This is a genomic window from Arthrobacter sp. NQ4, from assembly GCF_029077345.1.
Taxonomy (GTDB): domain Bacteria; phylum Actinomycetota; class Actinomycetes; order Actinomycetales; family Micrococcaceae; genus Arthrobacter.
On the sequence record NZ_JARETC010000011.1, the window covers coordinates 139,651 to 154,215 of the forward strand.

At 66.3% G+C, this 14,565-nt stretch carries 11 protein-coding genes, 1 tRNA gene and 1 rRNA gene; 6 read left to right on the forward strand and 7 right to left on the reverse strand.

Annotated elements, in window-relative coordinates:
- Window positions 1-5 precede the first annotated feature (5 nt).
- From PUN51_RS17015 to PUN51_RS17030, 4 genes are all read right to left on the reverse strand, one after another.
- A complete protein-coding gene (locus PUN51_RS17015) occupies window positions 6-2,177 on the reverse strand; it encodes an elongation factor G-like protein EF-G2 (RefSeq protein WP_275181888.1) in 2,172 nt (723 codons plus the stop codon).
- Between the two features lie 85 nt (window positions 2,178-2,262).
- Window positions 2,263-2,688 (reverse strand): ChaB family protein, encoded by a 426-nt coding sequence (locus tag PUN51_RS17020; RefSeq protein WP_224024998.1) that lies wholly within the window; start codon window positions 2,686-2,688, stop codon window positions 2,263-2,265.
- Between the two features lie 68 nt (window positions 2,689-2,756).
- A tRNA-Thr gene (locus PUN51_RS17025) sits at window positions 2,757-2,833 on the reverse strand.
- A 149-nt stretch (window positions 2,834-2,982) separates the two neighbouring features.
- Window positions 2,983-3,870, reverse strand: coding sequence for a DsbA family protein (locus PUN51_RS17030; RefSeq protein WP_159632893.1), 888 nt, complete (start codon window positions 3,868-3,870; stop codon window positions 2,983-2,985).
- A gap of 178 nt (window positions 3,871-4,048) precedes the next feature.
- Here PUN51_RS17030 and PUN51_RS17035 point away from each other — a divergent pair, with 178 nt between their 5' ends.
- The 4 genes from PUN51_RS17035 (at window position 4,049) to PUN51_RS17050 (ending at window position 9,247) form a co-directional block, all read left to right on the forward strand.
- Window positions 4,049-5,551, forward strand: a complete 1,503-nt coding sequence (locus tag PUN51_RS17035; protein ID WP_275181889.1) for an alpha,alpha-trehalose-phosphate synthase (UDP-forming) — start codon at window positions 4,049-4,051, stop codon at window positions 5,549-5,551.
- Entirely contained in the window at window positions 5,541-6,377 is an 837-nt protein-coding gene (gene otsB, locus PUN51_RS17040; RefSeq protein WP_275181890.1) for a trehalose-phosphatase, read from the forward strand. The genes PUN51_RS17035 and otsB overlap by 11 nt, the downstream gene beginning before the upstream one ends.
- A gap of 217 nt (window positions 6,378-6,594) precedes the next feature.
- Window positions 6,595-7,677 (forward strand): ABC transporter ATP-binding protein, encoded by a 1,083-nt coding sequence (locus PUN51_RS17045; RefSeq protein ID WP_159632896.1) that lies wholly within the window; start codon window positions 6,595-6,597, stop codon window positions 7,675-7,677.
- Window positions 7,678-7,828: 151 nt separating this feature from the next.
- The gene (locus PUN51_RS17050) at window positions 7,829-9,247 is read left to right on the forward strand and encodes a DUF4032 domain-containing protein (RefSeq protein ID WP_141158077.1); all 1,419 of its coding nucleotides are present in this window, start codon (window positions 7,829-7,831) and stop codon (window positions 9,245-9,247) included.
- Between the two features lie 3 nt (window positions 9,248-9,250).
- Here PUN51_RS17050 and PUN51_RS17055 read toward each other — a convergent pair whose 3' ends face one another.
- Complete coding sequence (locus tag PUN51_RS17055; RefSeq protein ID WP_275181891.1) at window positions 9,251-10,621, reverse strand: FAD-binding oxidoreductase; 1,371 nt, start codon at window positions 10,619-10,621, stop codon at window positions 9,251-9,253.
- Window positions 10,622-10,810: 189 nt separating this feature from the next.
- On the opposite strand from PUN51_RS17055, the gene PUN51_RS17060 reads away from it, so the two are divergent.
- Window positions 10,811-12,544, forward strand: a complete 1,734-nt coding sequence (locus tag PUN51_RS17060; RefSeq protein ID WP_374114965.1) for a glycoside hydrolase family 13 protein — start codon at window positions 10,811-10,813, stop codon at window positions 12,542-12,544.
- 2 nt (window positions 12,545-12,546) lie between these two features.
- Window positions 12,547-13,602 (forward strand): LacI family DNA-binding transcriptional regulator, encoded by a 1,056-nt coding sequence (locus PUN51_RS17065; RefSeq protein ID WP_275181893.1) that lies wholly within the window; start codon window positions 12,547-12,549, stop codon window positions 13,600-13,602.
- On the opposite strand, the gene PUN51_RS17070 is transcribed toward PUN51_RS17065, so the two are convergent.
- Both PUN51_RS17070 and rrf read right to left on the reverse strand, forming a co-directional pair.
- Complete coding sequence (locus PUN51_RS17070; protein ID WP_275181894.1) at window positions 13,599-14,126, reverse strand: hypothetical protein; 528 nt, start codon at window positions 14,124-14,126, stop codon at window positions 13,599-13,601. The two genes, PUN51_RS17065 and PUN51_RS17070, sit on opposite strands and share 4 nt — an antisense overlap.
- Window positions 14,127-14,251: 125 nt before the next feature.
- Window positions 14,252-14,368: ribosomal RNA gene (rrf, locus tag PUN51_RS17075) — 5S ribosomal RNA — on the reverse strand.
- Window positions 14,369-14,565 lie beyond the last annotated feature (197 nt).

The window sequence follows — 14,565 nt, forward strand, 5'->3', positions numbered from 1 at the left end:
GCGGATCAGGACGGGCTGAAGTTGGGGGGAACGGGGTCGTGCCGCAGGTACTGCCGGCGGAACCGGCCCGTACCTGCCGTCAGGGCCCGCAGTTCCACTGCGTAACGCAGGAGTTCCTGGTCCGGGACTTCGGCGCTGATCTCCGTCAGCCCTTCGCCGGAGGAGGTTGTGCCGGTGAGGCGTCCGCGCCGCCCGGACAAATCGCTCATCACGGTGCCCACATGTTCGTCGGCAACGGTGATGGACACGGCGGACACCGGTTCCAGGAGCTGGATTTTTCCAGCGGCCGCCGCCTCGCGGAGGGCCAGGGCCCCCGCCGCCTGGAATGCCGCGTCGGAGGAATCGACGCTGTGGGCCTTTCCACCGGTCAGGGTCACCCGCAGGTCCACCACGGGAAAACCCGCAGACACTCCCCTGTCCATTTGGGTCCGGACTCCTTTTTCGATGGACGGGATGAACGTTCCCGGGATGACGCCGCCCACTGTCTTGTCCACGAATTCGAACCCGCCGCCGCGGTCCAGCGGTTCAACCTGGATGTCGCACACGGCGTACTGGCCGTGGCCGCCGGACTGCTTGACGTGGCGTCCATGGCCGGTGGCGGGGGCAGCGAAGGTCTCCCGCAGCGGTGTCACCACGTCCACGGTGTGCAGCTTGACGCCCTGTTCCCGCAGCCGGTCCAGGACCACCTCGGCGTGTGCCTCACCCATGCACCACAGCACCAGCTGGTGCGTTTCAGCGTTCCGCTCCACCCGCAGGGTGGGATCCCCGGCCGCGATCCGGCCAAGGCTGCGGGCCAGCGCATCCTCGTCGCTGCGGGAATCCGCTTCCACGGCAACCGGCAGCAGCGGTTCGGGCATCTCCCACGTGGCCAGCAGCAGCGGGCTTTCCCGGGCGGAAATGGTGTCCCCGGTTTCAGCGCTGCCCAGCTTCGCCAGGGCGCACATGTCACCTGCCACGGAGAAGGGAACAGGCCGCAGGCTGGCACCCAGCGGGGAGTAAATGTGGGTGACGCGTTCATCGGTGTCGTGGTCCTGGTGCCCGCGGTCAGCGAGGCCGTGTCCGCCCACGTGGACAGGCGTGTCTTCCCGCAGCGTCCCGGAGAAGACGCGCACCAGGCAGATGCGGCCCAGGAAGGGATCGTTGGAGGTCCGCACTACTTCAGCGGCGAGCGGCCCATCGGGATCGCAGGACAGTCTTCCACCCGGTTCCCCTGCAAGGTCAGTCGTGTCCGGCAGTTTGCCTTCCAATGGTGCCGGGAAGGCGCGCACCAGGACATCGAGCAGTTCCGCCGTGCCGAGTCCTGTGACGGCGGACGTTGGCAGGACGGGAAAGAACGAGCCCCGGGCGACGGCGGTTTCCAGGTCGTCCGCCAGCACCCCTGTATCGATGTCCTCCCCTTCCAGGTAGCGGTCCATCAGCGTTTCGTCTTCGCTCTCGGCGATGATGCCCTCGATCAGGGCGCCTCGCGCGGCGCCAGCGGCTGCAAGTTCCTCCGAGGCGGCTGGACGGACCTCCGGTGCGGGATCTCCGGAGGAGTAGTCAGTCACCTCCTGGGACAGCAGGCCGAGGAGACCGGCTGCCCCGCCTTCGGCCGGCACCGGGACGTACAGCGGGAGCACGCCGTCGCCGAACGCTTTCTGGCAGGCGGCCAGGGCGCCGTCGTAATCCGCCCGCGGGTGGTCCACCCTGGTGATGACGACGGCGCGTGGCAGGCCCATGTGCGCGCACTCGCCCCAGAGCGCGGTGGTGGTCGCGTCGATGCCGTCCACGGCGGAGACCACAAAAAGGGCGGCATCCGAGGCCCTGAGCCCCGCCCTCAGCTCCCCGATGAAGTCCGGGTAGCCGGGGGTGTCCAGGAGGTTCACTTTGACGTCGTCGACCATCAGCGGCACCAGGGACAGCGTGACCGAGCGTTGCTGGTGGACCGCTGCCGGGTCCGAGTCGCTGACCGTGGATCCGTCCGCAATGGAGCCCTTGCGGGTGATCACGCCGTTGGCTGCCAGCAGGGCCTCGATCAGCATGGTCTTCCCGGCGCCGGAGTGCCCCACCAGGGCCACGTTCCGGATCCGGGCCGGGTCCTGCGCCGCGATGCCGGCGGCCTGGTCTGCCCGCTTCGAATCAGGCCCGTTCCTGCCGCCCGCTGCCCGCGCTGACTCCCTGGTGCTCTTCACCGACATTGGAACCTCCTGGCATCATTGCCGACCGGACCGGACGTGTCCTCTGATTCGACACCTTGGGACGGCGGGACGGCAAGAGCACAGGCTATTTGCTGCGGGCTTTGCGGGTAGCGGCGTCGTTGGCCTTCTGGAGAGCGTGGACCAGCTGGTCCTTGTCCATCTTCGAGCGGCCCTTGACATCCAATTCCCTGGCGAGCTTGTAGAGGTGCTCCTTGGAGGCGTTGGCATCGACGCCGCCGGCGGTGGGTTCGGACGAACGGATGCCCTGCTCCGCGCGCTTGTCAGAGGGGCCGCGCTTTTCCTTGGGCTCCCAGTGGTCGCCCACCTTCTCATAGCTGTGCTTCAGGGAGGCGTAGGCTGCACGGGCAGCGCGCTCTTCGTCCTGGTCGTAGGACTCGAGGGCGGAATCGTAGGTTTTCGCGAACGTGTCCTGGGCCTTCTGGTCCGAACGCTGCAGGGTCGAGGGAAGCTCGTCCTTGCGGGCATGGTCGTTCTTGCCGGTCTTGGGCATGGCACCCATCCTCCTTTAGTCAGCAGGCTGATTATTCGGATGGATCCAGCTTAGACCCGGAGTTGGTGTGGAGCCCCCTGTCGGATTCGAACCGACGACCCCCGCTTTACAAGAGCGGTGCTCTGGCCAACTGAGCTAAGGAGGCGTGCCCCGGAAGGGCGTGCGCCCGCAGGCGCTAGATAAGGTTAGCCCAACTCCCGCCGGGGGTAAAAACGCCCGCGGAACCTGCGGCGGACGCGCAAGGGCCCGCCCCGGAGCCGATCCGGAGCGGGCCCTTGCCCGGGCTGTTTCGCGTTAGCCCTTGGCCGTGATGGCTGCCTGCAGGAAGTCCGGGAACGGCGTCTGGGCACTGTCGCCCTTGCCCCACTGCTTTCCGTCCACGAACACGGTGGGCGTACCGGTCACGCCGATCGCCGCCGCTTCCTTGGTGGTGAACTTCACGAACGGGCGGTACGTCTTGTCATCCACGCAGGAGTCGATGTTCACGCCCAGGTCGGAGGCCATCTTCTTCAGGTCGTTGTCCGACAGGCCTGCGCTGCCCTCCGCGGGCTGCTTGGCAAACAGCGCGTTGAAGAAGTCGGAGTACTTCTCCGGTGACGCGTTGACCACACAGGCCGCGGCGTTGGCGGCGCGGGACGAGTAGTTGGTGGTTGACCGGCTGTCCAGGAAGCCGAGGGCACGGTATTCCACGGTGATCTTGCCGTCATTGCGCAGCGAGGTGAGCTGGTCGTTGTACTGGGCCTCAAAGTTCTTGCAGACGGGGCAGATGAAGTCGATGTAGAGGACAACCTTCACCGGCTTGCCTGCCTCTGCCTCGGCACCCGGGGCCACTACCTCGGCGGGCGGAGTCTTCGGGGCGTCCCCCACGGAAGCCGCGTCAACGGTTGCCGCTTCGGTCTTGGCCACACCCGTGTTGGCCAGCAGGGTCACGCCGCCGTGGGCGTTGGCATTGGCCGGAACGGGGCCCTGGTCCGCAACCGGCGCGTTTTGCTTGAGGCTGTTGGTGACCACCAGGGCCACCACCACCAGGATGGCCACGACCGCCGCCACGATGCCCCAGCCGATCAGCATCTTGTTGCGCTTGTCCTTCTTTACCTGCGCTTCGCGGATCAGGCGCGCTTTTTCCCGCGCCTCGGCGGTTCGCTCAGCCTTGGACTTACGTACTTCGTTTGCGGGGCTCATGAGTTCCTTGGGTCGGTCGACGTAGGGGGACCACTTGGTGGCACCCCAACATTTTAGGGGAGAAAGCTGAGAGCTTGCGGGTTCAACCATTCTTCCGGGTTGACCAACGGACGAATAGCCCCGATGATTCCGTCCGGCTAGGGTGGCTTAGAGGCACAAGCAACCCCAGGGGGCCGCAATGCAAACACCCGTCCAGGAAAAACCAGCCGGAACAGCTACGGCCGGCAGTTCCGGTTCCGGCCACGCCGGCCATACCAAGTACGACTTCATGGTGGTCTCGAACAGGCTGCCCGTCGACCGCGTGGCACCGGGGGACGACAGCGATGACGGCTCCGGCTGGCGCCGGTCGCCCGGAGGGCTGGTGACCGCCCTCGCACCGATGATGACCAAGACGGACGGCGCCTGGGTGGGCTGGCATGGTGCCCCCGACGAGACGGTCGAGCCGTTCAGCCACGGCGGCATGGACCTCGTTCCAGTACAGCTCAGCACCGATGACGTGGAGCTGTACTACGAAGGGTTCTCCAACGCCAGCCTTTGGCCGCTGTACCACGACGTCATCGCCCCGCCGGAGTTCCACCGCACCTGGTGGGACGCCTACCGCCGGGTTAACCGCAGGTTCGCCGACGCCGTGGTGCGCCACGCGGACCAGGGGGCCACCGTGTGGGTGCAGGACTACCAGCTGCAGCTGGTGCCCCGGTTGCTCCGCGAAGCACGGCCGGACCTGCGAATCGGCTTCTTCAACCACATCCCGTTCCCGCCGCCTGAGATCTTTGCCCAGCTCCCGTGGCGCCAGGCCATCATCGACGGCCTGCTGGGTGCCGACCTGGTGGGCTTCCAGCGGCCCAGCGACGCTGGAAACTTCATGCGCTCCGCGCGCCGCTTCCTGGGTGCCAGCGTCAAGCAGCAGCAGGTGCACGTCAAGGACCACAACGGCCAGCTGACCCACATCGCGCGGGCGCAGGCCTTCCCCATCTCCATCGACGTCAAGCAAATCACCGAACTCGCTGCCAGGCCGGACATCATCGAACGCGCCCGGCAGATCCGGCAGGACCTTGGCAACCCCAAGACCATCCTGCTCGGCGTGGACCGGCTGGATTACACCAAGGGCATCCGGCACCGGCTGAAAGCCTTCGAGGAGCTCCTGGCGGACGGCCGGCTCACGGTGGGTGACGCGACCCTCATCCAGGTGGCCTCCCCCAGCCGGGAGCGCGTGGAACAGTACCGGCTTCTGCGCGAGGAGGTGGAAGGCACCGTTGGACACATCAACGGTACCTACGACACCCTCGAAAACACCGCCGTCCGCTATCTGCACCACAGCTACCCCGTGGAGGAGATGGTGGCGCTGTACCTGGCCGCGGACGTCATGCTGGTCACCGCCCTGCGGGACGGGATGAACCTCGTGGCCAAGGAATATGTCACCGCGCGCAACAACAACGACGGCGCCCTGGTCCTGAGCGAGTTCGCCGGGGCGGCCGACCAGCTGAAGCAGGCGCTGCTGATCAACCCGCACGACATCGCTGGCCTGAAGAACACCATCATGACCGCCGTCGAGCTGACCCCGCGGGAGGCCTCGCGCCGGATGAGGGCCATGCGAAAGCAGATCCTGGACCACGACGTGGACCACTGGTCGGCCGACTTCCTGCGCGCGCTGAATGAAAAGGTGGTCCGCGATGACTCCTGAGGGCCGCCGCGCCAAGGCGCCGCTGGCGCTCTCCCCGGAACTGCGGGAGGCCCTGCGCCGGATCGCCGGCACGGAGCACCTGCTCGTGGCCATGGATTTTGATGGCACCATGGCGCCCATCGTGGGCCGCGCACAGGATGCGCGGCCGCTTCCGCGGTCCGCCGCAGCGTTCGCGGGCCTCGCCGTGCTGCCACGCACGACGACGGCCCTCATCTCCGGACGCGCCCTCGCCAGCCTGCGGGAGGTCGCCTCCCCGCCGGTCGACACGTTGCTGATCGGCAGCCATGGCGCCGAGGCGTGGCTGGGGCCGGGCTCCACCGAACTGGCCCTTGAAGAGGACCAGAAGGCGCTCCTTGAAGAGGTCCGCGCCGAGTTGGCCGGCATCGTCGCCGAGGCGCCCGGCACCTCCCTGGAGGACAAGCCTGCCGGCGTCGTCCTGCATACCCGCCAGGCGGAGGACGACGTGGCAGAAGATGCAGTGGCGGCAGCACGGTCGGTGCTCCAGGACCGCAAGGGAGTCTTCCTGAAGGAAGGAAAACGCGTCCTGGAGACTTCGGTTGTCAATGCCTCCAAGGGCGAAGGTGTCACCTTCCTGCGGCAGGCCACCGGGGCCACTGCCGTGCTGTTCGCCGGCGACGACGTCACGGACGAGGACGCTTTTGGCCGGCTCGAACCGGGCGACGTGGGGGTCAAGGTAGGTCTTGATTTCACCCAGGCCCAATACCGGGTGGAGGCTCCCGTCCACATTGCGGAACTGCTGGAGGCCCTGCTCCAGGAGCGGAGCGTCGCGGTTGCCGAAGAGGATCCGCAGGCCGCGTCAGGTTAGGACGTGGCCGGCGGCACATGTGACGTTCGTAACATTTTCGCAAGGAAGCGCAACCTCTGGCATACTCTGTGTGTGATGTGGCGCACAACCAGCGTGCGGCGTCATTTTGTGCCCCGGGCTCAGGCTCGGAGCACTTTGCAGGAACAAAACTGAATAAACATGAACCATTCACAACGGATCGTCCGGCACGTACCTGCCGGTGAAGGGATTGATAACTGTGGCTACAGTTACTTTTGATAACGCTACGCGTCTGTACCCGGGCACAGATAAGCCCGCCGTCGATAAGCTCAACATCGACATCGCCGATGGCGAATTCCTGGTCCTCGTGGGACCCTCCGGTTGCGGCAAGTCCACCTCCCTGCGCATGCTCGCAGGCCTGGAGGACGTCAACGCCGGCCGCATCCTGATCGGTGACCGTGACGTTACCGATGTTCCGCCGAAGGACCGCGACATCGCGATGGTTTTCCAGAACTACGCGCTGTACCCGCACATGACTGTGGCCGACAACATGGGCTTCGCCCTGAAGATCGCCGGTGTCTCCAAGGAAGAGCGCGCCGAGCGCGTCCGCGAAGCCGCAAAGCTCCTTGACCTTGAGCAGTACCTGGACCGCAAGCCGAAGGCACTCTCCGGCGGCCAGCGCCAGCGTGTTGCCATGGGCCGCGCCATCGTTCGTAACCCCCAGGTCTTCCTCATGGATGAGCCGCTGTCCAACCTGGACGCCAAGCTCCGCGTCCAGACCCGCACCCAGATCGCGTCCCTGACCCGCCGCCTCGGCGTCACCACCGTCTACGTGACGCACGACCAGGTTGAAGCCATGACCATGGGCGACCGCGTGGCCGTGCTGAAGGACGGCCTGCTGCAGCAGGTGGACACCCCACGCAACCTCTACGACCGCCCCAAGAACGTCTTCGTTGCCGGGTTCATCGGCTCCCCCGCCATGAACCTGCTGGAGCTTCCCGTGGTGGACGGCGGCGTCCAGTTCGGCGGCACCGTCTACCCCGTGCCGCGCGACGTCCTCGAAGAGGCACACGGCTCCACGGTCACGCTGGGCAGCCGTCCCGAAGACCTGGAAACCGCTCCCCAGGGTGAAGGCCTGAAGGTGGAAGTGGACGTCGTCGAAGAACTCGGCGCCGACGCCTACGTCTACGGCCACACCAACCTCGACGGCAAGGACCACGACATCGTGGCCCGCGTCGACGGCCGCCGTCCCCCGATGAAGGGCGAGGTCATCTACGTCCGTCCGCAGTCGGGCCACGTGCACCTCTTCGACACCAAGACCGGCCTGCGCCTCGGCGACTGATTCCTTGGCTCCGGCGGTTGGGCCTGGTACAACCGCCGCTTGTCCGACGGCGGCCCGCACCTTTTTCGTAAACGGTGCGGGCCGCCGTCGGCCTTTAACGATGTCCGGGCGAAATTTAGCCGCCCTGCCCCGAGTACGGAAGAATTGACCCATGACCGAGGAATACAGCGCCCAGTGGCACGATGAACCCACCGACTACGCGCAGATCGGTAAACTGCCGCGGTTCGTGGCAGCCAGTGCCGATGACAACAAGGCAGCCTCGGTAGCATCGTCGCTGAATATCACTGCGGCAGCGGCGGATCCCGAACTGCTGGACCTGCCGTGGCACATCGCCCTCGAGGAGTGGCCGGCGCAGTACCTCGCGGCACTCCCCCGAGGCATCTCCCGGCACATCGTGCGCTTTGCCCACCTGGGCGGCTCTGTCATCGCCATTAAGGAAACCTCCGAGCACGTGGCCCGGCACGAGTACCACATGCTCCGCAAGCTGGCCCGCTTCGATGTGCCGTGCGTGGAGCCGGTTGCGGTGATCACCGGGCGCACCACCCCGGACGGACGCCCGCTCAACCCGGTCCTCGTGACCCGGCACCTAAAATTCTCCATGCCCTACCGCGCCCTCTTTTCCCAGATGCTGCGCAAGGACACCCTCACCCGCCTCATCGACGCGCAGGCCCTGCTGCTGGTGCGCCTGCACCTCATCGGTTTTTACTGGGGCGACGTCTCGCTGTCCAACACGCTGTTCCGCCGCGACGCCGGCGCCTTCGCCGCGTACCTGGTGGACGCCGAAACGGGCGAGCTTTACCCCGACCTCTCCACAGGGCAGCGCGAATACGACCTTGAAATTGCCCGGGTCAACATCGCCGGCGAACTGATGGACCTGCTGGACGGCGGCCTCATCGAGGAGAAGGTGGACCCCGTGGCCACCAGCGAGCTGATCATGGACAGCTACCGGCGGCTGTGGGCTGAGCTGACCGAGAAGGAATCCTTTGAACTGGGCGAACGCTGGCGGGTGGGCGCCCGCATCCGGCGCCTGAACGAGCTCGGCTTCGACGTCGAGGAATATGCCATCAAAACCACCCAGAACGGCTCCACCATCCAGCTGCAGCCCAAGGTGGTGGACGCAGGGCACCACCAGCGGCGGCTGCTGCGGCTCACCGGCCTGGATGCGCAGGAGAACCAGGCCCGCCGCCTCCTCAATGACATGGACTCGTTCCGGGCGGACAACAACCCGGAGATGGATGAGGAATACAGCGCCCATCTGTGGGTGAGCCAGATCTTCGAGCCGATCGTGCGCTCCATTCCGCGGGACCTCTCCGGCAAGCTCGAGCACGCCGAGGTGGTGCACGAGGTACTGGAGCACCGGTGGTACATGTCGGAGAAGCAGGAGCGCCATATTCCGCTGGCAGAGGCCGTGCAGTCCTACATCGACTCGATCCTCCGGCACCGCCGGGACGAGGCCGCGATCATGCTGAACCCGGACACCGAACTGCTGAAGATCCTCGAGGTGGAAAACGAGGAATCCCGCTACGGTGCCGATGAATCAGACGACGAATACCCGGATTCGGACGACTGAGGCCTAGATCGCCTTTCCGGGGTTGAGGATTCCGGCAGGATCGAACAGCTCCTTGATCCGGCGCTGGAGCTCCCGGATAGGCTCCGGCTGTTCCTGGCCAAGCCAGCGCAGCTTGTACTGGCCCACGCCGTGCTCCCCCGTGATGGTTCCACCCATTGCCAGGGCGGCGGTAATGGACTCGTCCAGGGCCCCCTGGAGCCGCTCCATGGCGCCGGCCTCAACGTCGGGGCCCTGCCGGTCGATCCAGAATGTGGGGTGCAGGTTCCCGTCGCCCGCGTGTGCCACCACCTTGAGGTGCACCTGCTGGGCGGCGGCCATGGCCTCGAGTGCCGCGACGTAGTCCACCAGACGCGAGCGGGGAACAGCGACGTCTTCGCCCACACGGTACTCGTCGTCCACCTCGGTGCCCCTGCTGTGCCGTCGCAGCTCCACCAGCCGCTCGGCTTCGGCGCTGGCCTCGGTGCTGACGGCGGCCCCGCCTTCGCGCAGGACCTGCCGCACCACATCGGCTTCCGCGGCAGCCCCAAACCCGTCTGTCTGGATCAGCAGCAGTGATGTGCCGCGTGCGGTGAGGTCGGAGCCATGGATGTCGTCGAGCTGGGCCAGTGTGCCGCCGTCGAGCAGTTCCATGATGGCGGGCTGGACACGGGCCCTTCCCACCGCCAGGACGCCTGCGGCGGCAAGCCTGAAGTCCGGGTAGAACGCGGCAATGGTGTGTACTTCCCGGGGCAGGTACTTCAGCCGCACGGTAATTCCGACGACGATGCCCAGCGTGCCCTCGGACCCCACGAAGAGGCCCGTGAGGTCATAGCCCGCCACGCCTTTGAAGGTCTGGTGGCCGGTGTGGATGAGGGAGCCGTCAGCAAGAACGACATCCAGGGCCAGGATCGAGTCCCGGGTGACCCCATACTTGGCGCAGCGCAGGCCACCGGCGTTGGTGGCAACGTTGCCACCGATCGTGGAGCTCCGGAAGCTGGCAGGGTCCGGCGCGTACATGAGGCCATGCTCTGCGGCCGCTTCATTCAGGACGGCATTGACCACACCGGGCTCCACCATGGCGGTTTCATCGTCCGGGTTCAGGGCGAGGATCCGGTCCATCCGCTCCAGGGAGAGGATGATGCAGTTGGTGGTGGCATGGGCACCGCCGGATACACCCGTTCCGGCGCCCCGGGGGACGATCGCCACCCCGCTGCCGAGGCAGGCTTTCACCACCGCCTGCACGTCCGCCACTGATTCGGGGAACACCACGGCCAGCGGAAGCTGGAAGTCGATCACGGGCGCCTGATCTACGGCGTACCGGCGGAGCGGGACCTCGCCCGTGTCGACCTGACCCGGCGCCAGGAAGGCTTCCAGCTCGTCAACGATGCTTCCCACAAAGCCTCCACCCGTCGTCGGACATACCTTCACAGTCTAGGTGCGCTGCCGGCTGATGCCGCGGCTACCCGCCCGTGTAATCGTTTCCAGTTCCCTTGCTGTGCATGCATTCGCCTGCGCGATGAGCGCCGCGAAACAATTATGGAAGCGTTTTCAGTTAATCGGCGTGACGCAGCTATGCTGACTTCCATGTCTGTCGAAACTGTGACCCAGGACACTCTGGCTTGTGCCGGGCCCCTGACGCTCATCCATGCTGCTGACACCGCTCCAGGCTGGTGGCGCTCTGCTGTGATCTACCAGGTCTACCCCCGGTCCTTCCGTGACTTAAACGGCGACGGCATTGGCGACTTGGCCGGAATTACCCAGGAGCTCCCGCATCTCGCAGACCTGGGAGTCGATGCAGTCTGGCTCTCGCCCTTCTACCGTTCCCCGCAGCGTGACGCCGGCTATGACGTCAGCGACTACTGCGACGTGGACCCGGTCTTCGGTACGCTGGCCGACTTCGACGTCATGATGGCCGAATCCCACCGCCTGGGCCTGCGGGTCATCGTGGACCTGGTGCCCAACCACTGCTCCGACCAGCACCCGGCATTCCAGGCAGCCATTGCCGCGCCGGCCGGAAGCCCCGAGCGGGACATGTTCATCTTCCGGGACGGGACCGGCCACGACGGACAGGAACCACCCAACAACTGGCAGTCCCACTTTGGCGGACCTGCCTGGACTCGGGTGGCAGGAACTGACGGGCAGCCGGGGCAGTGGTACCTCCACCTCTTCGATTCCTCGCAGCCGGACTTCAACTGGGACAACCCCGCCGTCCACGCAGAATTCGAACGCGTGCTCCGTTTCTGGCTGGACCGCGGCGTCTCAGGTTTCCGGGTGGACGTCGCCCATGCGCTGGTCAAGGCCCCCGGACTGCCCGCCTGGGGCGGCCGCGCCGACGGCGGCAGCAGCGACGGGTACCCGGGCCATGAGGCTCCCATGTTCGGCCAACCAGCTGTCCACGACATCTACCGCACATGGCGGCTGATCCTGGACGAATACGGACCCGACCGGATCCTCTGCGCCGAGGCCAGCGTGGACCTGCACCGGCTGGCGCACTGGGTCCGGCCCGACGAGATGCACCAGGCGTTCAACTTCCCGTACCTCCACGCGGGCCTGGACGTCTACCGCCTCCGCTCCGTCATCACCGACTCCCTGACAGTCCTCGACGGGGTAGGTGCTCCCAGCACCTGGGTACTGTCGAACCATGACGTGGTCCGCCACGCCAGCCGGTTCGGGTACAACGGGCTTGGTCCGCGGGACGGCGACGGCATTGGCCCGGCAGATCACCAGCCGGACCACGATCTTGGCCGCCGCCGCGCGGCCGCTGCCTCGATGTTCATGCTGGGACTCCCCGGCGCCGCGTACCTGTACCAGGGCGAAGAGCTCGGGTTGCCGGACGGCATCGACATTCCGGACCACCTGCGCCAGGACCCCACGTTCGCCCGCACCGGCGGCCAGCGGCTGGGCCGTGACGGTTGCAGGGTGCCGCTGCCCTGGCGGGGCGGGGACCCGCACCTGGGGTTTGGCTCGGGCAGCGACCCCTGGCTGCCCATTCCTGCCACGTTCAAGGCGCTGGCGAGGGACCTGCAGGCGGAATCACCGTCGTCGCACCTGTCGCTGTACCGTGACGCCCTGGCCTTCCGCCGGGAGCTGGACCTGGGCAGGGGATCCTTGTCCTGGGCCGAGGACTGGTGCACCGGCTACTCCCTGGGCTACCTGAACGGCACTACGCTGGTGGTTATGAACCTGAACCACGAGCCGCTGGAAATGCCTGCGGGACATGTCCTGATCCGCAGCCTGCCCGCAGGCGCGGGCCGCGCCCTTGCCTCCGGTGAGACCGCGTGGATCCAGCTTGGACCGGACGCCGCAGCAGCCCTCTGACCGTGGCAGGCATCAAAGAAGTTGCCAGCCGGGCCGGGCTGTCGGTGGCCACCGTCTCGCGGGCACTGAGCGGCAAGTCCAACGTCTCTTCCAAGAGCCGCCGGCTGGCCCAGGAGGCTGCCCGGGAACTCGGGTTCGTTCCGTCCTACCACGCGTCGAGCCTCGCCTCAGGGCGGAACCACAACATCGGGCTGGTGGTACCCAACGTCCAGCGCTGGTACTTCTCTTCTGTACTGGAGGGCGTATCCGAAACCCTGCTCGATGCCGGCTATGACCTGACGCTCTATAACGTGGGTGAACAGCCGGAGCGGCGCAACAGCATCCTGACCGACTTCCTGCTGCGGAAACGCCTGGATGCGGTCATCGCCGTGGCGCTGGTGCTCAGTGAGGAAGAGATCGGACAGCTGCTGGCCGTGCACCGTCCCATCGTGGGGATCGGAGGCGCCCTGCCCGGGGCGTCCACCATCAGGATCGACGACGAGGGCCTGGCGAAGATGGCCACCAGCCACCTGATTGGGCTGGGCCATACCCGGATTGCCCATATCACCGGGGACGCGGGGCTGAACAGGGACTTCAAGCTTCCGCAGCTCCGGCAAAAGGGCTTCGCGGCGGCCATGGCGGCAGCAGGGCTTGGGTTTCGGCCCGAGTGGCATGCCACTGCCGACTTCACCATCCAGGGCGCTTACGCGGCAGGCCGCCGGCTGCTGGGAACACCCACCGAACGGCCCACGGCAGTCTTTGCCGCCTCCGATGAGATGGCGGTGGGCGTCATGCTTGCCGCGCGCGACTTCGGACTTCGGGTCCCGGAGGATCTCTCCGTGGTGGGGATTGACGGGCACGAGCTGGCAGAGACCTTCGGGCTGACCACTGTGAGCCAGGACCCAAGGGGCCAGGGGAAGCTGGCGGCCGCGACTGCTTTGGCCCTGCAGGACGGCGCCGGCAGGGATCCCGACGGCGGTCCGGCAGTTACGGCAGCCCAAGACCAGGAATACCCCACGGAATTCGTGATCCGGCACAGCACCGCCGTACCACCGGACGTTGCCGCGAGGATGGCCTAGGACAGGCCTTCGGAAGGGGCGGCATCCGTTGGGTCGCCGGCACCCATGAACCGTGCAAACCGTTCCAGGATCAACGGCCACGCCTCCACATAGGCTTCGCGGGCGGCAACCGGGTCCTCGGCCCCTTCCCAGCCCTCATGGAAGACCCGGACCTCCGTTTCCGCCTCAACGGCGCGGAACACCACCAGGAGCTCGGTGGACCACAGCGCCGTGGTTCCGGGATGCCAGGAGGCATGGAAGGACAGCGGCGGCTGCCAGTCATCGAGGGTCCCCCAGATGCTGGTGCGGCCGTCGTCAGCCGTCTCAAGGATGAGGTTCTCCTCGAACTCCACATAGGAGCCGGCCCCGTAGACGCCGTGCCGCTCCAAGGGCCACCACAGGTGGGCGTGGTCGGTGAAGCCTGCGAAAGCCCGGGCCACCGGTCCTGGTACGCGGACGGTGTTCACCACGGGCTCCAAGGGATCCGAGGCCTGGCGGCCGTCGTCTTGGGAGGGGTCCGGGGCGTGGCTGAAGATGCTGCTCATGAGGGTCAATCCTACCCGCGGACCTTTGGCCGTCCGGCGGCACCGGTCTTGGGGTCAAAGGCACCGGTACTGAGGTTAAAGTCGAAGGGCCCTGACAATCCTTGTCAGGGCCCCCCGTAATGTATGTCCGGCGGTGACCTACTCTCCCACACCCTCCCGGGTGCAGTACCATCGGCGCTGTGGGTCTTAGCTTCCGGGTTCGGAATGGGACCGGGCGTTTCCCCCACGCTATGACCGCCGTAACCCTTTTACCCGTCACCAACCCGTAAGGGGTGGTGTGGGAAAACTAGTGGTTACAACATCCCTGCCCGTGGGCAGGGGGTGGTGTTGTATTCAATTGTTAGGTTCCGCCAACAGGGTTGTTGGTTGGGAACCACATAGTGGACGCAAGCAGAATGTTTTTCTGTGTGGTGTAAGTTATTGGCCTATTAGTACCGGT